The sequence below is a fragment of the Actinomadura sp. KC345 genome (assembly GCF_004348515.1).
Classification (GTDB): Bacteria; Actinomycetota; Actinomycetes; order Streptosporangiales; family Streptosporangiaceae; genus Spirillospora.
This window is the reverse complement of record NZ_SMKH01000012.1, coordinates 21507-40990: the sequence shown is the minus strand read 5'-3', so window position 1 is coordinate 40990 and position 19484 is coordinate 21507. Positions and strand designations below refer to the sequence as shown.

Here is a 19484-nt window from a genome sequence, read left to right as displayed (position 1 = left end):
TTCTATCACTTCAGCAACGGCGTATCCGATCTTTCGCTTCGATCGTTCCCTTGTAGGCATAACCCCGGACATGGACGACCGGCGCGTCGGCGGGCGGGACACCGTGAACCTCGGCCGAGACGCCTACACCGTCCGCTTCCACGCGGACACCCGGAGGCACGATGATCTCCACCAGCGACTTGTAGGCCAGGATCCTCAGCCTCGTGACGGGCCCGTCCAGGTCGGCGGCCCGCAGGTCGAGCAGCCCGGTGCCCTTGTAGACGACGGTGGTGAACCGCTCGGGCAGCCGCCAGCGTCCGCCGCGCGTGACCGAGCTCTTGTAGGCGACCTGGAACCGTCCGGCGGGCCCCGGGCGCTCCGGACAGGGCTCGTCCCCGTCACGGGGCAGGTCGGCGGCCACGGCGCCGAGTTCCCCGTGGGTGCGCGCCGCAAGGGCGAGGTCGATGCGCTCATCGAGTTCGGCCTCGCTCAGACGCCCCTCGGCGAAGGCGTCGTGCAGCCGGACGAGCATCTCGTCACGGTCGCGGTCCGAAGCGCGCAGCGAGGGCATGGGCTGGGCGAACTGCTCGACGCTCATCGCATCTCTCCTTCGGGACGGTCTGCCTCCCCTGCCGGGAGTCGCAGGCTCGTCCCTCCCCTGGGTGGAGGGTCAAGTCCAAGACAAGATGTATCTTAACTTTCCGCCCCTCGGTTTTCGAGACATTGGCCGCATCCCGACGCGCGATCATGCCTGCGCCGCCACCGGACCCGCGTCCGCTAAATTCGAGGAAGGCCAGGTGAGGGGGGACGGTCCATGGGCGGGACGCTCGGCCGCGCGCACGGTCCGTACACGCTGTACGACCTTGACGCGCTGCCCGAGGAAGGCCGCCGCTACGAGCTGGCCGACGGCTGGCTGAACGAGCTGCCGGGCGACCTGTGGCACGACCACGCGGCCGAACAGCTCAAGGGCATCCTCAAGGACGCGGCCCGCCAGGCGGACGCCGACGTCCACGTCGCCGGGGCCCCGCAGGACGTCACCACACCCGCGGGCATCCGCAAGCCGGACGTCTTCGCCGTGTCCCGGGACGTCGCCCGCACCGCCCTGGAACGCCAGACCCGCACCTACTACGGCCCCGACCTCATCCTCGTCGCCGAGGTCGTCACCCCGCGCACGGTCAACGAGCAGATCGACCGCGTCCGCAAGGTCGACGAGTACGCCGTGACCGGCATCCCCCACTACTGGCTGATCGACCTTGAGCCCCGTCCCACGGTCACCATGCTGGAACTGCGGGACGACCACTACGAGGTGGCCGCCAAGGCCCGCTCCGGCGAGACCGTCACGCTCAAGCGCCCGTTCCCGATCACCTTCGACCCCGCCCGCCTCTCCGAGATGGATTGAGCGTGCTCATTGCAGTAACGGCCCACTGTGCTCCCGTGCGTGGCCGGGGTTGCTGCTCCAGGTCCTAAGCTCGTGGTGTGCTCCTGCTTACTCCCCTTGATGCGTGGCTGGCGCAGGCCGGTCCGCGGTTCGTCTTGTCCGAGGCCGGCGCGGTGTGGGCGCCCGATGACGACGCAGCTTTGGCGGTCGCCGATGACGTGTTCAAGGAGGGGCAGGTCGTCGCCGTCACTCTCGATCCGGCGCCTGGGGCCGTGCCGGGACGCGGGGTCATCGACCGAACGACTGCGGTCCGGGTGCGGTATGTGCGGCGGGGGCCGGACGGGCGGCACGTCGCGGTGCTGGAGCGGCCCGCGACGGCGGAGGCGCTCGGGCTGCTGCCGCATCCGGAGGGCGGCTGGTACCGGGAGACGTGGCGGTCGGACGTCGCCTTCGCGCCCGACGGCTACCCGGGCGAGCGCGCCAGCGCCACCGCCATCTACTTCCTGCTGCCGCCCGGCGAGGAGTCGATGTGGCATGCAGTCCGGTCCGCCGAGGTGTGGCTGTGGCACCGGGGAGGTCCGCTGACGCTGTACCTGGGCGGGGGCGGCGACCGTCCGTCCGAAACGCAGGAGACCGTCACGCTGGGCCCGGACGTGGCGGACGGCCAGGTCCCGCAGGCCGTCGTACCGGCGGGCGTGTGGCAGGCCGCCCACCCGTCCGGCGACGAGGAAGTCCTGGTCAGCTGCGTCGTCTCCCCCGGCTTCGACTTCACCGACTTCCGCGCCCTGCCCTCTCCGTCGGGCCATTGACCCATGCCACCGACTCTCGGTCTCTTCGCGCTCAACCTGCACGCCTGCGCCGACCCGCACGCCGCCGCCCGGATCGCGCTTCGCCGAGGAGCACGCTCCGGGCGGGCTCGGGGCCCGCACCGCTCCGTAGAGGTACGGCGTGCCGCCCCGTGCGTGGCCTCACGGGGCGGCGCGCCGCAGGTCAATCCGAGGAGAACGCCGAGTCGAAGGAGGCCGTGGGGGGTTCCATCGCGTTGAGGGCGCGGACGAACTCCAGTGCCTCAGGGGCTCCCTGGAGGCGGTCCATGCCGGCGTCCTCCCACTCGACCGAGATCGGGCCGTCGTAGCCGATCGAGTTGAGGGCGCGGAAGACGTCCTCCCACGGGACGTCGCCCCGGCCGGTGGAGATGAAGTCCCAGCCGCGCCGGAGGTCCGCCCATGGCAGGTGGGACGAGAGGCGTCCGCGGCGGCCGTCGCCCGTCCTGACCTTGGTGTCCTTGCAGTCGACGTGGTAGATCCGGTCGCGGAAGTCGAACAGGAAGCCGACCGGGTCGAGTTCCTGCCAGACGAAGTGGGACGGGTCGAAGTTGAGGCCGAACGCGGGACGGTGCCCGATCGCCTCCAGCGTCCGCAAGGTCGTCCAGTAGTCGTAGGCGATCTCGCTCGGGTGCACCTCGTGCGCGAAACGGACGCCGGCCTCGTCGAAGACGTCCAGGATCGGGTTCCAGCGTTCGGCGAAGTCGGCGTAGCCGCGTTCGACCATCGCGTCGGGGGTCGGCGGGAACATCGCGACCGTGTGCCAGATGGAGGAGCCGGTGAAGCCGACGACGGTGTCGACGCCGAGCTTCGCGGCGGCGCGGGCGGTGTCCTCGATCTCGGCGGCGGCGCGCCGCCGGACGCCTTCGGGCTCTCCGTCGCCCCAGATCCGCTCGGGCAGGATCGCCTGGTGGCGCTCGTCCGGGATGTCGCAGACCGCCTGGCCGACGAGATGGTTCGAGATGGCCCAGACCTTGAGGTCGTGCTTGGCGAGCGTCTCCAGCCTGCGGGGGACGTAGGCGTCGTCGGCGAGGGCCTTGTCGACCTCGAAGTGGTCGCCCCAGCAAGCGATCTCCAGGCCCTCGTAGCCCCAGCCCGACGCCAGCCGGCAGACCTCCTCGAACGGGAGGTCCGCCCACTGGCCGGTGAACAGGGTGATCGGTCGTGCCATGTCAGTTGCTCCCTTCGAGGTCGACCCAGCTCCGGGACGCCGCGCTGTCGGCGACCGCGGCGAGGACGCGCTGGATCTGGAGGCCGTCGGCGAACGAGGGGCGGGGGTCGGTGCCGTCCGCGATCGCCGTGAGCAGGTCGGCCATCTGGTGGGTGAAGGTGTGCTCGTAGCCCAGGACGTGACCGGGCGGCCACCACCGCCCCATGTAGGGGTGGACGGGCTCGGTGACGACGATGCGGCGGAAGCCCGCGGTAGCCGCGTCCTCGGCCGCGTCGTAGAGCCAGAGTTCGTTCAGGGACTCCAGGTCGAAGGACAGGGCGCCGGACGAGCCGCTGACCTCGATCCGCAGCGCGTTCTTGCGTCCGGCGGCGGCGCGGGTGGCCTCGAAGGAGGCGAGCGCGCCGCCGTCGGTGCGCCCGATGAACAGGGCGGCGTCGTCCACGGTCACCCGGGCCGTGCCGCCGCCGGGCGCGGGGCGTTCGGGGACGAAGGTCTCCAGCGCCGCCGACACCGCGGTCAGCGTGTGGCCGGTGATGAACTGCGCGGTGTCGACGATGTGCGAGGCGATGTCGCCGAGCGCGCCCGACCCGGCCCTGTCACGGTCCATCCTCCAGTTGAACGGCGCCTCGGGGTCGGTGAGCCAGTCCTGGAGGTACTGGGCCCGGATGTGCCGGACGGTCCCGATGCGCCCCTCGGCGACCAGCCGCCGGGCCAGCGCGACCGCCGGGACGCGCCGGTAGTTGAACCCGACCATCGACCGGACGCCGCGCTCCCGGGCCCGCTCGGCGGCGGCGACCATGGCCTCGGCCTCCGCGACGGAGTTGGCCAGGGGCTTCTCGCACAGCACGTGCTTGCCCGCGTCGAGCGCCGCGACCGCGATCTCGGCGTGGCCGTCGCCCGGCGTGCAGATGTCGACGAGCTGGACGTCGTCGCGGCGGAGCAGCTCCTTCCAGTCGGTCTCCACCGACGCCCAGCCGAGCGACGCGGCGGCGGCGCCGGCGCGCTCGGCGGAGCGTCCGGCCAGCGCGGTCATGACCGGGGTCAGCGGCGGCCCGAAGAACGGCCCGACGCTGCGCCACGCCTGGGAGTGGGCGCGTCCCATGAACGCGTGCCCGACCATCCCGACTCCGACGGTCGTCATGTTCTGCTCACCTCTCTGTCTGGCCGGCGCGCCCGCCCGCGCGTGCGGACGGACGCGCCGGCGCCCCCGTCGCTCAGGACTCGAAGCCGAGCGGCATGTAGCGGTCGACGTTGTCCTTGGTGATCGTCTCGGACGCCAGTGTGATCGACTGCGGGACCTGCAGCTCGACCAGGTCGGTCATGCCCTTGCCCTGCGCGATCAGCCGGGCCAGCTTGATCGCGGACGCGGCCATCGACGGCGAGTAGGTGACGGTCGCCTCCAGCACACCGCCGTTCTTGATCTCGCGCATCGCGTTGGCGGATCCGGCGCCGCCGACCATGAAGAACTCGTCGCGCCCGGACTGCTTGATCGCCGCGAGCACGCCGACGCCCTGGTCGTCGTCGTGGTTCCACATGGCGTCGATCTTGTTGTGCGCCTGGAGCAGGTTGGAGGCGACCTGGTTGCCGGACTCGACGGTGAACTTCGCGTCCTGCTTGGCGGTGACGGAGAAGCCGTGGGCCTTCAGCGCGTCCTCGAAGCCCTTGCTGCGGTCCTGCGTCAGCGGGAGCGTCGCGATGCCCTGGATCTCCACGATGACCGGGTCCGCGACGCCCTTGTCCTTGAGCTTCTTGCCGATGTAGTTGCCGGCCGAGACGCCCATGCCGTAGTTGTCGCCGCCGATCCACGTCCGGTACGACAGGTTGTCGGGGAAGACGCGGTCGAGGTTGACGACCGGGATGCCCGCGTCCATGGCCTTGCGGCCGACCTGGTTGAGCTGCTCGCCGTCGTTGGGCAGGATCACCAGCACGTTGACCTTCGCGCTGATCAGCGACTCGACGGCGGAGATCTGCTGGTTGATGTCGTTGGTCGGCTCCACCGGCTTGAACGTCACGTCGGAGTACTTCTTGGCCTGCTCCTCGGCGTTCTTGGCGATCGCCGCGATCCAGCCGTGGTCCGCGGCGGGCGCGGAGAACCCGAGCGTGACCTTCTTGCCCGCCTTGTCGTTGTCGCCGGCGAGCGTGCCGCCCCCGGCGGCGGGCTCCGGGTCGTCCTCGGTGTTGCTGGTGCAGGCCGCGGCGAGGGTCCCGGCCGCGACGACGGCGCCGCCGAACAGGACGCCTCTGCGGCTCGGACGGGGGCCCTGCTGATTCGGGCGCTGTTCACGCATGACGTGCTCCTGGTTGTGAAGGGTGGGGGTGGAGGTGGATCGTCAGGTGGGCGAGCGGAGCCCGCGGCGCTGCAGCAGCACGGCGGCCACGATGATCGCGCCCTTGGCGATCAGCTGGTCGCTGGTCTGCAGGCCGTTCAGGATGAACAGGTTGGTGATCAGGGTGAAGGCCAGGACGCCGAGGATCGACCCGACGATGGTGCCCCGCCCTCCGGTGAGCAGCGTGCCGCCGATGATCACGGCGGCGATCGCGTCCAGCTCGTACAGGTCGCCGTGGGTGCTGGAGCCCGTGGTGGTCCGCGCCATGATGATGATCGCGGCGATCCCGCAGCAGAACCCCGACAGCGCGTACAGCATCAGGGTGTGGCGGCGGACGTTGATGCCGGCCAGCCGCGCCGCCTCGGTGTTGCCGCCGACCGCGAACGTCCGGCGTCCGAACGTGGTGCGGTTGAGCAGCAGCCAGCCGATGAGCGCGACGGCCGCGAAGATGTACACGACGAGCGGCAGCCCGAGCACCCGGGTGGTGGACAGCCCCACGAGGGCGTCGTTCTCCGGGCGGACGAGCTGGGTCTTGCGGTCCGACATCCGCTGCGCCAGGCCCCGCGCGGCGACGAGCATCGCGAGCGTGGCGATGAACGGGACGAGCCGCCCGTAGGAGATCAGCAGGCCCGTCACGACGCCCGTGCCGGTCCCGACGAGGATCGCGCACAGCGCCATCACCGCGGGGCCGTACGACTGCGTCGCCACGGTCGTCGCCCACACCGACGCCAGCGCCATCACCGACCCGACGGACAGGTCGATCCCGCCGCCGATGATCACGAAGGTCTGGCCGACGGTGATGACGCCGATGGTGGCGGCGAGCACCAGGATCGCGACCAGGTTCCCCGACGTCGCGAAGTTGTCCCGCTCGGTCAGCAGCCCGACACCCGCGAGCAGCAGCAGCGCGACGACCAGTCCGAGATGCCGGATCTCCCCCGGCCCGCGCGCCGCGCCGCCGCCGCCGAACGGCCGCCATGGCCCGCCGCCGTCCGCCTTGCCCAGCGAGACGTGCTTGGTCAGCGACCCTGTCACAGGGCACTCCCTTCCATGATCATGTTGAGCACGGCCTCCTCGTCGAGTTCGCCGGCGCCGGCGGTGTGCACGACGCGTCCCTCGCGGACGACCAGCACCCGGTCGGCGAGGCCGAGCACCTCGGGGACCTCGCTGGACACCAGCAGCACCCCGATCCCGCGCCCGGCCAGCTCGCGGATCACCGCGTACAGCTCGGCGCGGGCGCCGACGTCCACGCCGCGGGTGGGCTCGTCCAGGATCAGCAGGCGCAGGCCGTGGCCTTCTCCGGCGGCGCCGGCCAGCCAGCGCGCCAGCACGACCTTCTGCTGGTTGCCGCCCGACAGCGTCGCGACCGGGCGCCTCGGGTCGGGCGGGCGGATGTCGAGCGCCTCGATCTGGCGGTCCACGTCGGCGAGCTCGCGGCGGCGGCTGAGCCAGCCGAACGAGGCGTACCGGGACAGGCCCGCGACGCTGATGTTCCCGGCGACGGTCTCGTTCATCAGCAGCGCCTGGCTCTTGCGCTCCTCCGGCGCCATGCCCATGCCGCGCCGGACCGCCTCGCCGGTGTCCCCGGGACGGACCGGGCGGCCGTCGACGAGCACCCGCCCCCGCGCGGGGCGCCGCGCCCCGTAGACGGTCTCCAGGATCTCCGAGCGGCCGGAGCCGACCAGCCCGGCGAGCCCGACGATCTCCCCGGCGCGGACGGTGAACGAGACGTCCTCGAAGGCGCCGGGCAGCGTCAGGTTCTCGACGCGGAGCACCTCGGGCCGGTCGTCGTCGCCCGGTGCGGACGGGGGGCGTTCGGGGAAGACGTACTCGACGTCCCGCCCGGTCATCAGCGACACGATCCTGTCGGTCGACGTGCTCTGGGCGGGCAGCCCGACGGCGACGGCCCTGCCGTCCTTGAGGACGGTGACCCGGTCGCCGATCTCGCGGATCTCCTCCAGGCGGTGCGAGATGTAGATGACCGCGACGCCCGCGGCGGTCAGCTCCCGGATGATGCGGAACAGGTTGTCCACCTCGTCGTGGGCGAGCGCGGCGGACGGCTCGTCCATCACCAGGAGGCGCGCCTCGTGCGACAGGGCGCGGGCCATGCTGACGACCTGCTTGCCGGCCGCCGGCAGCCGCCCCACCTCGCGGCGCGGCGGGATCTCGGCGTGGCCGAGCCGGCCGAGCAGCTCGCGCGCCGCCCGCTCGGCGTCGCCGCGCCGGGTGAAGCCGAACGCGGCCTTCTCGTGGCCGAGGAAGATGTTCTCCGCGACCGACAGCCCGTCCACGAGGTCGAGCTCCTGGTAGATGGTCGCGATGCCGGCCCGCATCGCGGCGGTCGGCCCGGCGAGCCGCACCGGCTCGCCGGCGAACACGATCTCGCCCCGGTCCGGCTGGTGCGCGCCCGCGAGCACTTTGATCAGCGTCGACTTCCCGGCGCCGTTCTGCCCGAGCAGGCAGTGCACCTCGCCCGGACGCACGTCGAGGTCGACGCCGTCCAGCGCGCGGACGCCGGGGAACTGCTTGACGATGCCGCGCATCTCCAGCAGCGGTTCGGTTTCGGACGAGCCCATCGGGCCTCCTCGGTGGAAGGTGCCGCAGGGGGAGGGACACGGCGGAGGGGTCGGGACGTGGAGGGGTCAGGAGGCGGAGAAGACGTGGTCGCTGATCAGGCGGGCACCGCCGACCACCCCGGCGGCGCCGGCGAGTTCGGACAGGACGATGGGGAGGTTGCCGGTCGCCAGCGGGGCGGACCGGCGGTAGACGACGCTGCGGATCTCGGCGAGCAGCGCGTGGCCGAGGCCCGCGACGCCGCCCGCGATGATGACGAGCCCGGGGTTGAAGAAGCTGACCAGCCCGGCGAGCACCTGCCCGACGTGCCGGCCTCCGGCGCGGATGATCTGCACGGAGACCGGGTCCCCCGCGGCGGCCGCCTGGGCGACGTGCTCGCCCGACAGCTCCCCGTGGGTCTCCAGCAGCGCGGCGAGCTGCGGCGACTCCCCCGACCGGGCCGCGGCCTCGGCGTCCCGGGCGAGCGCCGCGCCGCCGAAGTATGCCTCCAGGCAGCCGGTGTTGCCGCACGCGCAGAGGGGCCCGTCGTCGTCGACGCGGATGTGGCCGATGTCCCCGGCGCTGCCGGACACGCCGCGGTAGATGGCGCCGTCCACGACGATGCCGCAGCCGATCCCGGTGCCGATCTTGACCAGGAGGAAGTCGTCGACCGAGCGGGCCAGCCCGGAGTGCAGCTCGCCGAGCGCCATCAGGTTCACGTCGTTGTCGACCAGCACCGGGCAGCCGAGTTCCTGGCCGATCGCGTCCCGCACCGGGAACCGGTCCCAGCCGGGCATGATCGGCGGGACGACCGGCATGCCGTCGCGGAAGCTGACCGGCCCGGGGACGCCGATCCCGGTGCCGTGCACCTGCGGGATCAGGCCCTCGTCGCGCAGCTTGCCGAGCAGGTCGAGGGCGCGGTCGAGGACCACGGTCGCGCCCTGCCGGACGTCGCACTGCTCGCTGACGTGCCCGAGCACCTCCATGGCGCCGTCCGTCACCGCGACGTCGATCGAGGTGGCCCCGACATCGAAGGCGACGAACCGCAGGTACGGCGACAGCCGCACGATCCCGGAGCGGCGCCCGCCGCGGGACGCCGCCAGTCCCGCGCCCTCGACCAGGCCCAGCTCGACCAGCCGGTCCAGCTCCACGGCCAGCTTCGACCGCGACAGCCTGACCACGTCGCCCAGCTCGGCCCGCGAGCGCGGCCCCTCGTCGCGCAGCAGCCGCAGCAGGCGTGCCTGATGCACGTTCTGCGGGCGAGCCGACATCCGCATCACGCCGTCCTCTCGGGTCCTGCGACGCGACCGGAGCACCTGTGACCCCGGTCTCATGGCGAGAACGTAACCGGCTTTCGCCGCTTTGAGAAGACCTTTTCATGATCGTGATCAAACTTTCTCCACTCAGAGGACAAAGATGACCGAGAGAAAGCCCCTGCCCGCACGGCGGCGGGCAGGGGCGGAGTCACCGGGCCGGCAGGCGGCCGTGGCGCTGTCAGCTGACGGGCTGGCGGCCGCTCATCGTGCGCATGATGTGCTCGACGAGGGTGATGAGCACCCGCTTGGCGTCCTCCCGGTCGCGGACGTCGCACGAGATCACCGGGATCTCGGGGGGAAGGTCGAGGGCGTCGCGGACCTGCTGGGCGGTGTGGTTTCCCGCCCCGTCGAACCGGTTGACGCCGATGATGAACGGGACGCCGCGCCGCTCGAAGTAGTCGACCGAGGCGAAGCAGTCGGCGAGGCGGCGGGTGTCCACCAGCACGACGGCGCCGAGCGCGCCCTTGGCCAGCTCGTCCCACATGAACCAGAACCGGTCCTGGCCGGGCGTCCCGAACACGAACAGCACGAGGCCGTTCGGCAGCGTGATCCGCCCGAAGTCCATCGCGACCGTCGTCGTGGTCTTCGCGGCGACCGCGCTGGTGTCGTCGATCCCGATGCTCTTCTCGGTCAGGGCCTCCTCGGTCCGCAGCGGACGGATCTCGCTCACCGCGCTCACCAGGGTCGTCTTGCCGACACCGAAACCGCCGGCCACGAGAATCTTGACCGTCAGCGCGGAATCGCCCTGGGCGGCGGCCGCGTCAGAGCGCACGGATTCCATCGATCACTTCCTTGAGTACGCGCTCGCCGGGGAACTGCGCCACCGGCGCGGGGCGCCGGACCTGAATCAGCGAATGGTCGAACAGGTCACCGAGCAGGACACGGACGACCCCGAGGGGAAGTTCCAGATCCGACGCTATCTCGGCGACCGACAACGGGGTGCGGCAAAGCTCCAAGATCATGAGATGTTCCGGTTCCGGCGCCCAGGGGGACGCCGCGAGAGCGGAGGAGTCGCCGTCCTGTGCGGGCGGCTCCACCGCGGCGATCAGCGCCACCAGATCGAACTCGACGCCGTCGTAGTGCGTCCGTCCTCCGGTGAGCGCGTACGGGCGGACGACGGGTCCCGCCGCCTCGTCGTACCAGGCGCCACCGCCTCGCCCGTCCACCTCACACGCCGCCCGGATCGGCCGCGGCGACCCGCGGGTCGGCCGAGAGGTGCTGCCCGACACGGGTCACGAGCATCGCCATCTCGTAGGCGATGACCCCGAGGTCGGCGTCGGCGGCGGCGAGGACGGCCAGGCAGGCGCCGTGCCCCGCGGCGGTGACGAACAGGAACGACGACTCCATCTCCACGATCGTCTGCCGGACGGGCCCGCCGCCGAACGTCTCCCCCGCCCCCCGCGCGAGGCTCTGGAAGCTGGCGGCCACGGCGGCCAGGTGCTCGGACTCCTCCCTGGCCAGCCCGCTCGACGCGGCCATCTTCATGCCGTCGCTCGACAGCACCACCGCGTTCTGCACCGGGGCGACCCGCTGGACGAGGCTGTCGAGCAGCCAGTTCAGCTCGCCGCCGGCTCCGCCCCGGGCCTCCGTGCCGGAGTGCTGGGCTCCTGTCATGGGGTGTCGTCCTCCTGGTCGGCTGGGTTCCGCGCGGTCTCCGCCTCGGCGTCGGCCGCGTCCTGCCTGCCACGCTGCCAGCCACGCTGCATGGCGGACATCATCGATCGCATCGTCTCGGGCGAGCGTGCGTCGTCCTCGGGGCCTTCCGCCGCCGGTCCGCTCTCCGGTGCGGGCGGCGCCGCGTCCGCCGGGACGGGCGCGGAGAGCGGCATCCCGGCCGGTTCGGGTGCGGGCGGCGGCCCGGCCGGCTCCGCCGGTGGCGGGGGCTCGCCGGGCGGGGCCTTGCCCTGGGCGGCCAGGCGCTCGTCCACCCGCTTCTTGAGCTGGGGCGCCAGATGCTGCTGCCGCCGCCGCTTGGGCAGCTCGCCCGGTTTCAGCGGGGGCGCGGGCTCGGGCGCGGCCTCCGCACTCGCCTCGGCCGGTTCGGGCCCGGTCCGGGGCGCGGGCGCCTCGGGTTCCGGGGGCGCGGACCCGGGCCCGACCAGCCGGACCAGGCCGGGATCGGTGCCGGTCGAATCGGCACGGGCCGACTCGGTGCGGGCCGACTCGGTGCGGGCCGACTCGGTGCGGGCCGACTCGGTGCGGGCCGACTCGGTGCGGGCCGACTCGGTACGGGGCGCCTCGACGGCCGGGCGCGCGGACACGGCGAGCGCCGGGGCGCCGCTCGGAACCTTCTGCATCGGTCCAGTGGCGCGGCGCGCGAACGGCTCGGGCTCGGCGGCCTCCACGATGAGCGAGCCGGGGATCAGCGCGATCGCGGTCGTCCCCCCGTACGGGGACGTCCGGAGCGTGACCTGGATGCCGTGCCGCTGGGCCAGCCGCGCCACGACGAACAGCCCGAGCTGGGCGCTGTCGGACGGGTCGAACTCGGGCGGATCGACGAGCCGCGCGTTGGCGGCGCGCAGCGCCTCCTCGGTCATCCCGAGACCGCGGTCCTCGACCTCGATCGCGAAACCGCTGGCGACCTGGTGGCCGCTGACCCGCACCGGCGACTGCGGCGGCGAGAACGTCGTGGCGTTCTCCACCACCTCCGCGAGCATATGGATGACGTCGGCGACGGCGGAGCCGAGCAGCGCGACCCGCGGCAGCGGCTGCACCCGGACGCGCGGGTAGTCCTCGACCTCGGCGACGGCGCCGCGGACGACGTCCACCAGCGGCACCGGGCGGCGCCAGCCGCGCCCCGCCGTCTTGCCGGCGAGGATCACCAGGCCCTCCGCGTGCCGGCGCATCCGGGTCGCGAGGTGGTCGAGGCGGAAGAGGTCCGACAGCTCCGACGGGTCCTCGGTGCGGCGCTCCATGGAGTCCAGCAGGCTGAGCTGGCGGTGCAGCAGCGCCTGGTTGCGGCGCGCGAGGTTGACGAACACCTCGCTGATGCCGCGGCGGGCCGCCACCTCGCTCTCGGCTGCCCGGACGACGGCATCGCGGGCGCGGTCGAACGACTCGGCGATCTGCCGGATCTCGTTGATCCGGTAGCCGGCCACGAACTCCGGCTCGGGGTCGGCGCCCCGCCCGGAGCGGATGCTGTCGGCCAGCCTCGGCAGCCGCGCCTGGGTGAAGTCGACCACGCCGCCGGCGAGCACGCGGCATTCGCGCACCAGCCGCCGGGAGACCCGGACCGCGATGAAGGACGACAGCACGATCGCGACCAGCCCGAGGCCGCCGGCGAGGGCGAGCCGCGTGAAGGCGCCGACCGCGATCCCGTGGGCGTGGTCGGTGAGGTCGTCGAGGAAGGCGTTCTCCAGCTCGTACATCTCGCCGTTGGCGGTGTCGAACAGGGACCGCCAGGCGGCGGGCTCGATGACGGTCACGTCGCCCGTGCCCGCCCGACCCTGCTGCGCGCCCTGCCCGCGCGCCGCGGGCGGCGGCTCGGCGCCGTTGATGACCGCGTTCTCCAGCGCCATCAGCCGGGCCGACGCCGGCGAGGCCATGAGCCGCTCGAAGCTCGCGCGGTGCTCCGCGGCCAGGTCCAGCGCGCTGTCGGCGTGGATCGCGTGGTGCGCCCCGACGAGCCTGGCGAACTGGGCGCGCTCGGCCGCGGTGATGCGTCCCGCGGCGAGCGCCCCGGTGAGCAGGGCGTCCTCGCGCGCCATGTACTCGCGGGCGCGGCCGAACGAGGTGAGCGTCTGGGCCCGCGCGGTGATGGACCCCTCCGCCGGCGTGGTCGCCTGGTAGACGGCGAAGCCCGCGTCGATGATCTCGTTGTACCGGTGCAGGACGCGCTCGCGGCCGGTGGTCCGGTCGTCCACGCCGGCGCGGAGCCCGCGCAGGTCGCCGAGCCGGCCGACGAGCCCGTCCATCCGCTCCACGACCCGGGGGAGGATCGAGTCGCGCAGGCCCTGGTCCCGGCTGCCCGCGCGGACCTCCCGGACCGCCTTGTCGGTGGCCTGCCGCTGCGTGCGCAGCGGCCCCTGGTCGGCCGGGCGGGCGCCGCCGAGCGCGGCCATCGACAGGCGTCTTTCCTTCTGCAGGCCGTCGATGAGCCGCTGCGTGGGCAGCACGGTCTTCTGCTGGAAGTCCCGGCTCTGCAGGAGCTGGTGCGCGTCGCCGTAGGTGACGCCGGTGATGAAGACCCACAGCGAGGCCAGCGCCAGCAGCGGCACGAGGACCAGCAGGGTGATCCTCGCCCGGATGGAGGAGAAGCGGGTGGCCATCACGGATTCGGCACTCGGGGGCGGGACATGCGGGGGAAACCTCCCGATGCGTGGAGTACGGGGGTGTGCGGGAGCCTACTACGTCGCGGCTTCCCGGCGATCAGGCGGACGCGAGCCATCCGGCACCTCCTGCGTGTCCGTCCAGGTCAGGACGTGCTCCATCAGCGCGACCAGAACCTCTTTCGACGATTCGCGGCGCCGGACGTCGCACAGCAGCACCGGGACGCCCGGATCCAGGTCGAGCGCGATCGCGACGTCCTCGGCCCGGTGCGTCCGCCGGCCGTCGAAGCAGTTGACCGCCACGACGAACGGGACGCCGCGGCGCTCGAAGTAGTCGATGGCCGGGAAGCAGCCGGTCAGCCGCCGGGTGTCGGCCAGCACGACCGCGCCGATCGCGCCCGCCGCCAACTCGTCCCACATGAACCAGAACCGCTCCTGGCCGGGGGTGCCGAACAGGTAGAGCAGCAGCTGCTCCGACAGGGTGATCCGCCCGAAGTCCATCGCGACCGTCGTCGTCGACTTGTCGCCCACGCCGGCCACGTCGTCGACCCCGACGCCGCGGTCGGTCAGCGGCTCCTCGGTGTGCAGCGGCCGGATCTCGCTGACCGAGCCGACCATCGTGGTCTTCCCGGCGCCGAACCCGCCGGCGATGAGGATCTTCGTCGTGACGAGGCGGGCGCCCGCACCCGGCCCCTCAGAGGGCGCGTAGACCATTGAGCACCTCCCGCAGCACTCCGTTCGGGGGACGGCTGCCCTCGGCGGACTCCGCCGCGGCGACGACCGCGACCAGGCCCTCGTCCCGCAGGTCGCCGAGCAGGACCCGGACGACGCCGATCGGCAGGCCGAGGTCGGCCGACAGGTCGACGACCGCGACGGGACGCGCGCAGCCGCGCAGGACCCGCGTGTGGTCGGGGCTGTAGCGCAGCCGGTCGCCCGGCGGGACGCCGGTGGCCGCGACGACCGCGATCAGCTCGAAGCCCTCGCCCTCCGGACGGGTCCGTCCCCGGGTCCGCGCGTACGGACGCACGACCGGACCGGCCTCCCGGTCCAGCCACCGCTCTGCCGACGACGCCATCGGTCACAGGCCCCGCTGCGCGGGCCCCCCGGCGGCCCCGAAGCCCTCACCCGGGTGCCCGCCTCCGAACCTGGGGCCGGCCTCCAGGTGCTGGCCGACGCGCTTCACCAGTACCGCCATCTCGTAGGCGACGAGGCCGGCGTCGGCCTCCCCCTCGGCCAGCACGGCGAGGCAGGTGCCGTCGCCGGCGGCCGTCACGAACAGCAGCAGGGCGTCCATCTCGATGATGGTCTGGCGCACGTTCCCGCCGGCGAAGTGCCGGCCCGCGCCGCGCGCGAGGCTCTGCACGCCGGACGCCAGCGCGGACAGGTGCTCGGCGTCCTCGCGGCCGAGTTCGGTGGACGCGGCGATCGCCAGGCCGTCACGGGACAGGATCACCGCCTGCCGCACCGGCGCCACCCGTCCGGCGAAGTCGTTGAGCAGCCAGTTCAGCTCGCCCGTCGCGGTGTTGTGCGTCATCGCGTCTCCTCGTCCCCCACGCTGTCCCCCCTGGTGTCCCCGGCGTGGTCTCCCACGTCCGTCGCGCGTCCGCGCCGCCAGCCCTGCTGTATCGATGCCATCAGCGAACGTGCCTCCTCCGGCGAGCGTGCGATGTCCCCGGACGCGCCCTCGCTGACGCGCGGCGGGGACGGCGGGGGCCTCTTGCGCAGCTGCGGCGCCAGGCTCTCCTGCCGCTTGCGGCGCGGCAGCCCCGCGTGGGTTCCCGCAAGCTGCGCGCGGGTGACCGCGGGCTGCCAGTCCTCGTGGGGGTCCTCGGCCACGTCCGCGTCGACGATCTCGTCGGCGTCGATGACCTCGTCCGCGTCCACGACCTCGCCGACGTCCACTCCGGCCGGTCCGAACGGCTCGGGCGGCGCGGGCTCGGCGACCGGCACGGCCTCGTCCGACCAGGGGTTCGGCGCGGGGCCGGGCGGGTCGCCGGGCGCGGCGCTCCCGGGCGGGCCCCACGGCGCCGCGGGCCCGGCCAGCTGCGGCAGCGCGGGCGGGGCCTCCGGGCGCCCGGCGCCGCCCTCGGCGCCCCGCCGGCGCCGGTGCGGCTCCCGCGCGGGCAGGGAGGCGAACCGGCCGGTCGTCTCGGTCTCGCGCAGCGGGACGACGGCCTCGCCCCGCGGCGCGGGCACCAGCGCGGGCTCCCGGTCGCCGGGCGCCCCGCCACCGGCCGCCGCGGGCGCGCCCGCCCCGCGCCGGTCCCGGCCGTGCTCACCCGGAACGTGCTCACCCGGGCCCTGCTCACCCGGACCGGACTCGTCGTCCAGGCCGGGCTCGGACGCCGGCGGCAGCATGGCGGCCGCCATGTGCTCGGCGGGCACCACCAGCTCGTGCGGCAGCAGCACGATCGCGGTCACGCCGCCGTACGGGGACCGCTGGAGCGACACCGTGACGTCGTGCCGGGCGGCCAGCCGCGCGACGACGAACAGCCCGAGCTGGTCGGTGTCGACCAGGTCGTAGTCGGGCGGCTCGGCGAGCCGCCGGTTGGCCTCGTCGAGCCGCTCGGCCTTCACGCCGAGGCCGCGGTCCTCGACCTCGATGGCGAACCCGACGCCGACGCGCTCGGCCATCAGCCGCACCTCGGTGTTGGGCGGGGAGAACGTCGCCGCGTTGTCCAGCAGCTCGGCCAGCAGGTGGATGACGTCGGTGACGGCCGGGCCGACCAGCCCGTCCTCGGACTCGGTGAGGACGGTGACGCGGGTGTAGTCCTCGATCTCCGAGACGGCGGCGCGCAGCACGTCGGCGAAGCGCACCGGATGCCGCCAGCCGCGGCCCGGAGTGGCGCCGGACAGGATGATCAGGCTCTCCGCGTGCCGCCGCATGCGGGTGGTGAGGTGGTCGATCCGGAACAGGTCCTCGAGGTCGTCGGGCTCCGCCCGGCTCTCCAGGGCGTCCAGCATCGCGAGCTGGCGGTGCAGGAGCGACTGGTTGCGGCGCGCGATGTTGAGGAAGATGCGGCTGACCCCGGCCCGCAGCTCGGCCTGGCCGACGGCGGCGTCGACGGCGGTGCGCTGCACCTTGGAGAACGACTCGGCGAGCCGGGCGACCTCGGTGGTGCGGCCGGTGTCCAGGGGCGGCGTCTCCGCGCCGACGTCCACGCCCTCGTTGCGGCTCAGCCGGTCGACGAGGGCGGGCAGGCGGCGGTCGGCCAGCTCCTCGGCAGAACCGCGCAGCCCGACGAGCTCGCGGACGAAGCCGCGCCCGAACCGCAGCGACAGCAGCACCGAGGCGAGGACCGCCAGCAGGCCGAGCCCGCCGACGGCGCCGAGCCGGATGTAGGCGGCCCGGCCGAGTTCGTCGGCCCGCTCCCCCGCGCGCTGGGAGTTGCTCAGCACCATGGTGTTGACCATGGACACGAGCTGCTGCGCGGCGCGCTGCCACTCGTCGCCCCGGACGGGAAGCGGCGTGCGCGGATCGGCGTCGGCGATCCGGTCCTCGATCCCCCTGAAGCCCTGGTAGACGGGGGACGAGAACACCTGCGCGGTCCCGGTCGCGTAGACCTCCGGGTCGAGCAGCGAGCGCTGCTTGACCCACTGCCAGCGCTGCTCGCCCACCATCTCCACGAACAGCCGGTGCTCCGCCGCGGTCATCCGGCCGCCGGTGACGAGGGCCGAGGCGATCAGCGCGTTCTCGCGCTGGAGCAGCTCCATGGCGCGGCCCGCGTGCCGGGTGGACAGCGTCCAGTTGTACAGGTCGGCGTTGTCGATGACGACGAGGCCGTCGTACAGCCGGTGCATGTCGTCGACCATGGTGCTGTAGTTCTGGATCGCGGTCAGCCGCTCGACGGAGCGGCCGTCGACCGCGGACCGCAGTCCGGTGAGCCCGCCGAGCGACGTGAGGACGTCGTCGACGCGCTCCTCCATCGCGGCGGTGGTGGCGTCGCGCGCCTCGGCCGAGGTGGCCTCGCGGCGGAAGCGGGCGACGGCGTCGTCCACACGGCCGCGCTGCAGGACGAGCGAGTTCGGCGTGGCGGGCGCCTTCGCGCGCGGGGTGCTGAGGAACACCGCGGACGCCTGGCGCTCCTTGCCCAGCTCCACCAGGACGCCCTGCCCGCTCGGCGCGAACTTGCGGTCGAGCGTGTGGTAGTTGCGCTGGGCGAGCGCGTCCCGGCCGGTGACGTTGGCGGCGTACCCCCACAGCACGACGAGGGACAGCAGCGGCACCAGCAGCAGCGCGGCGACCTTCGTCCGGATCGAGCGCGTCCGGACGGGGCGCGGGCGCCGGCCGCCGGACCGCCCGTCCGCACGGCGGAACCGCCGGCGGCGCCGGCCGTTCTTCGCCGTGGGGTCCTGGGGGGCGTCCCCCCTGGATGAAACGGGTTCCATGAGACCTCAGAACGTTCCGGCGCGGAGGGTCCCTGGATCATAAAGGCGGGCGACGACCGAACCGCAACCCCTTTGGAGCCTTTCGTACGTATTGCGGCCATTCCTTGCCACCTGCGGCTAAGCACCGGACCGCACTGGAGAGACCGAACCGCGACAAAGAGATAGCGGGCAAATTCGGACAATTTGCTTCATTTCCCCCTGTCGCCGCGGGCCGGATGCGCCATACTGTGCTGCTTCACCCACCGCTCGCGTCGCGGCCGGCACGGGAAGGAGATCCACGATCCATACAGGCAACGAGGGCCGGAACGAGGGCGCCCGCACCGGGCCGCCGGACACGGCCGGCCGGGACGGGTTTCCGGCTCCCCGGCCGCAGGGCGTTACGATGCCCGCCGTGAGTCCCGAAAGCCAGGCATCCGAGGCACTGCCGTCGCGACGGCGCCGCACACCGCGCGGCGGCCGGCACCGCGGCGACGAATCCTTCCTGCTGCCCCCCGGATCCCCCACGCTGGTCCTGGCCGTCCCCGGCCCCGCCCGGCACGCCGGCACCGAGATCGCCACCGAGCTCGCCAGGCTCGTCGAGCTGGAGCACACCGGCCAGCCCGCCCACATCGGCCACCTGGAGGGCGACGAGGCGGGCCTGCACGCGGTCCTGGCCGGGCTGCGCCGCGAGGAGGACGAGCTGGCGGCCGTGGTCGTCCCGCTGTCCACCGGGCCCGACCCGGCCCTGGACACGGCCGTCAGGGCCGCGGTGGCGGCCACCCCGGCGCACGCCGTCGCCGCCGAGCCGCTCGGCCCGCACCCGCTCATCGCCGAGGCGCTGCACGACCGGCTCGCCGACGCCGGCCTCGCCCGCGCCGACCGGATCAGGCTGATGACGATGGTGACCGCCGCGTCCGGCGTCATCGTGGCCACCCCGGGGGACGCCGCGGCCGTGCGCCAGGCCGAGGTCACCGGCGTGCTGCTCGCCTCCCGGCTGGCGGCCCCGGTCTTCACCGCCTCGCTGAACGACGAGGCGTCCGTCAAGGCCGCGGCGGAGCAGCTGCGCGCCGCGGGCGCCACGTCCATCGCGGTCGCGCCCCACCTGATCGGCTCCGAGCCGGAGGCGAACCTGACCGCGCCCGCCGCGGCCGCCGTCGGCTCCGCCCACGCCGCCCCGCTGGGCGCCCATCCGGCCCTGGCCAGACTGGCCGCGCTCCGCTACGTGGAGGCCCTCTCCCTGGCCCTGTCCGAGTAGCCTGGCCCTGTCCGAGTAGCCCGGAGGCTGACCCCCGGGCCACTCGGA

Annotated in this window: 18 protein-coding genes; 3 read left to right on the top strand and 15 right to left on the bottom strand. The window is 73.4% G+C overall.

The genetic code is table 11. The annotated features are described in order from the left end of the window. Positions 1-10: 10 nt before the first annotated feature. Positions 11-577, bottom strand: a complete 567-nt coding sequence (locus E1281_RS03785) for a DUF1707 domain-containing protein (RefSeq protein ID WP_131875712.1) — start codon at positions 575-577, stop codon at positions 11-13. Positions 578-793: 216 nt separating this feature from the next. On the opposite strand from E1281_RS03785, the gene E1281_RS03780 reads away from it, so the two are divergent. Continuing rightward, a complete protein-coding gene (locus E1281_RS03780) occupies positions 794-1378 on the top strand; it encodes a Uma2 family endonuclease (protein ID WP_131875711.1) in 585 nt (194 codons plus the stop codon). 77 nt (positions 1379-1455) lie between these two features. Then, a complete protein-coding gene (locus E1281_RS03775; RefSeq protein ID WP_131875710.1) occupies positions 1456-2166 on the top strand; it encodes a cupin domain-containing protein in 711 nt (236 codons plus the stop codon). Positions 2167-2347: 181 nt separating this feature from the next. Here the strand turns inward: E1281_RS03775 and E1281_RS03770 are convergent, their stop codons facing one another. The 14 genes from E1281_RS03770 to E1281_RS03705 form a co-directional block, all read right to left on the bottom strand. Continuing rightward, a complete protein-coding gene (locus E1281_RS03770; protein WP_131875709.1) occupies positions 2348-3352 on the bottom strand; it encodes a sugar phosphate isomerase/epimerase family protein in 1005 nt (334 codons plus the stop codon). A 1-nt stretch (position 3353) separates the two neighbouring features. After that, the gene (locus tag E1281_RS03765; protein WP_131875708.1) at positions 3354-4493 is read right to left on the bottom strand and encodes a Gfo/Idh/MocA family oxidoreductase; all 1140 of its coding nucleotides are present in this window, start codon (positions 4491-4493) and stop codon (positions 3354-3356) included. Positions 4494-4566: 73 nt separating this feature from the next. Continuing rightward, on the bottom strand, positions 4567-5640 hold the full coding sequence (locus tag E1281_RS03760) for an ABC transporter substrate-binding protein (RefSeq protein ID WP_131875707.1): 1074 nt from the start codon (positions 5638-5640) through the stop codon (positions 4567-4569). Between the two features lie 42 nt (positions 5641-5682). Continuing rightward, entirely contained in the window at positions 5683-6711 is a 1029-nt protein-coding gene (locus E1281_RS03755; RefSeq protein ID WP_131875706.1) for an ABC transporter permease, read from the bottom strand. Further along, positions 6708-8252 (bottom strand): sugar ABC transporter ATP-binding protein, encoded by a 1545-nt coding sequence (locus tag E1281_RS03750; RefSeq protein ID WP_131875705.1) that lies wholly within the window; start codon positions 8250-8252, stop codon positions 6708-6710. The genes E1281_RS03755 and E1281_RS03750 overlap by 4 nt, the downstream gene beginning before the upstream one ends. A gap of 66 nt (positions 8253-8318) precedes the next feature. Continuing rightward, entirely contained in the window at positions 8319-9506 is a 1188-nt protein-coding gene (locus tag E1281_RS03745) for an ROK family transcriptional regulator (protein ID WP_207943083.1), read from the bottom strand. Positions 9507-9723: 217 nt separating this feature from the next. Next, positions 9724-10326, bottom strand: coding sequence for an ATP/GTP-binding protein (locus tag E1281_RS03740; RefSeq protein ID WP_131875704.1), 603 nt, complete (start codon positions 10324-10326; stop codon positions 9724-9726). Beyond that, the gene (locus E1281_RS03735) at positions 10307-10711 is read right to left on the bottom strand and encodes a DUF742 domain-containing protein (RefSeq protein ID WP_207943082.1); all 405 of its coding nucleotides are present in this window, start codon (positions 10709-10711) and stop codon (positions 10307-10309) included. Before E1281_RS03735 ends, E1281_RS03740 begins: the two co-directional genes overlap by 20 nt. 1 nt (position 10712) lies before the next feature. Beyond that, positions 10713-11159, bottom strand: coding sequence for a roadblock/LC7 domain-containing protein (locus E1281_RS03730; RefSeq protein WP_131875702.1), 447 nt, complete (start codon positions 11157-11159; stop codon positions 10713-10715). Then, the gene (locus E1281_RS03725) at positions 11156-13813 is read right to left on the bottom strand and encodes a nitrate- and nitrite sensing domain-containing protein (protein ID WP_131875701.1); all 2658 of its coding nucleotides are present in this window, start codon (positions 13811-13813) and stop codon (positions 11156-11158) included. The genes E1281_RS03730 and E1281_RS03725 overlap by 4 nt, the downstream gene beginning before the upstream one ends. 78 nt (positions 13814-13891) lie before the next feature. Further along, positions 13892-14527 carry an ATP/GTP-binding protein gene (locus E1281_RS03720; RefSeq protein WP_131875700.1) on the bottom strand — a complete coding sequence of 212 codons (636 nt, stop codon included), beginning with the start codon at positions 14525-14527 and terminating at the stop codon, positions 13892-13894. Then, the gene (locus E1281_RS03715; RefSeq protein ID WP_131875699.1) at positions 14508-14888 is read right to left on the bottom strand and encodes a DUF742 domain-containing protein; all 381 of its coding nucleotides are present in this window, start codon (positions 14886-14888) and stop codon (positions 14508-14510) included. The genes E1281_RS03720 and E1281_RS03715 overlap by 20 nt, the downstream gene beginning before the upstream one ends. A 3-nt stretch (positions 14889-14891) precedes the next feature. Beyond that, on the bottom strand, positions 14892-15347 hold the full coding sequence (locus E1281_RS03710; RefSeq protein ID WP_131875698.1) for a roadblock/LC7 domain-containing protein: 456 nt from the start codon (positions 15345-15347) through the stop codon (positions 14892-14894). Further along, complete coding sequence (locus tag E1281_RS03705; protein ID WP_131875697.1) at positions 15344-18202, bottom strand: nitrate- and nitrite sensing domain-containing protein; 2859 nt, start codon at positions 18200-18202, stop codon at positions 15344-15346. Before E1281_RS03705 ends, E1281_RS03710 begins: the two co-directional genes overlap by 4 nt. A gap of 391 nt (positions 18203-18593) precedes the next feature. Here E1281_RS03705 and E1281_RS03700 point away from each other — a divergent pair, with 391 nt between their 5' ends. Beyond that, on the top strand, positions 18594-19436 hold the full coding sequence (locus E1281_RS03700; protein ID WP_131875696.1) for a hypothetical protein: 843 nt from the start codon (positions 18594-18596) through the stop codon (positions 19434-19436). The last annotated feature ends 48 nt before the right edge of the window (positions 19437-19484 follow it).

Excerpts from the sequence above, each read along its gene's own strand:
- E1281_RS03740 (WP_131875704.1), bottom strand. The coding sequence starts at position 10,326 with ATGGAATCCGTGCGCTCTGACGCGGCCGCCGCCCAGGGCGATTCCGCG.
- E1281_RS03720 (WP_131875700.1), bottom strand. The coding sequence starts at position 14,527 with ATGGTCTACGCGCCCTCTGAGGGGCCGGGTGCGGGCGCCCGCCTCGTC.
- E1281_RS03745 (WP_207943083.1), bottom strand. The coding sequence starts at position 9,506 with ATGCGGATGTCGGCTCGCCCGCAGAACGTGCATCAGGCACGCCTGCTG.
- E1281_RS03705 (WP_131875697.1), bottom strand. The coding sequence starts at position 18,202 with ATGGAACCCGTTTCATCCAGGGGGGACGCCCCCCAGGACCCCACGGCG.
- E1281_RS03760 (WP_131875707.1), bottom strand. The coding sequence starts at position 5,640 with ATGCGTGAACAGCGCCCGAATCAGCAGGGCCCCCGTCCGAGCCGCAGA.
- E1281_RS03780 (WP_131875711.1), top strand. The coding sequence starts at position 794 with ATGGGCGGGACGCTCGGCCGCGCGCACGGTCCGTACACGCTGTACGAC.
- E1281_RS03770 (WP_131875709.1), bottom strand. The coding sequence starts at position 3,352 with ATGGCACGACCGATCACCCTGTTCACCGGCCAGTGGGCGGACCTCCCG.
- E1281_RS03785 (WP_131875712.1), bottom strand. The coding sequence starts at position 577 with ATGAGCGTCGAGCAGTTCGCCCAGCCCATGCCCTCGCTGCGCGCTTCG.
- E1281_RS03750 (WP_131875705.1), bottom strand. The coding sequence starts at position 8,252 with ATGGGCTCGTCCGAAACCGAACCGCTGCTGGAGATGCGCGGCATCGTC.
- E1281_RS03730 (WP_131875702.1), bottom strand. The coding sequence starts at position 11,159 with ATGACAGGAGCCCAGCACTCCGGCACGGAGGCCCGGGGCGGAGCCGGC.
- E1281_RS03765 (WP_131875708.1), bottom strand. The coding sequence starts at position 4,493 with ATGACGACCGTCGGAGTCGGGATGGTCGGGCACGCGTTCATGGGACGC.
- E1281_RS03725 (WP_131875701.1), bottom strand. The coding sequence starts at position 13,813 with ATGGCCACCCGCTTCTCCTCCATCCGGGCGAGGATCACCCTGCTGGTC.
- E1281_RS03715 (WP_131875699.1), bottom strand. The coding sequence starts at position 14,888 with ATGGCGTCGTCGGCAGAGCGGTGGCTGGACCGGGAGGCCGGTCCGGTC.
- E1281_RS03710 (WP_131875698.1), bottom strand. The coding sequence starts at position 15,347 with ATGACGCACAACACCGCGACGGGCGAGCTGAACTGGCTGCTCAACGAC.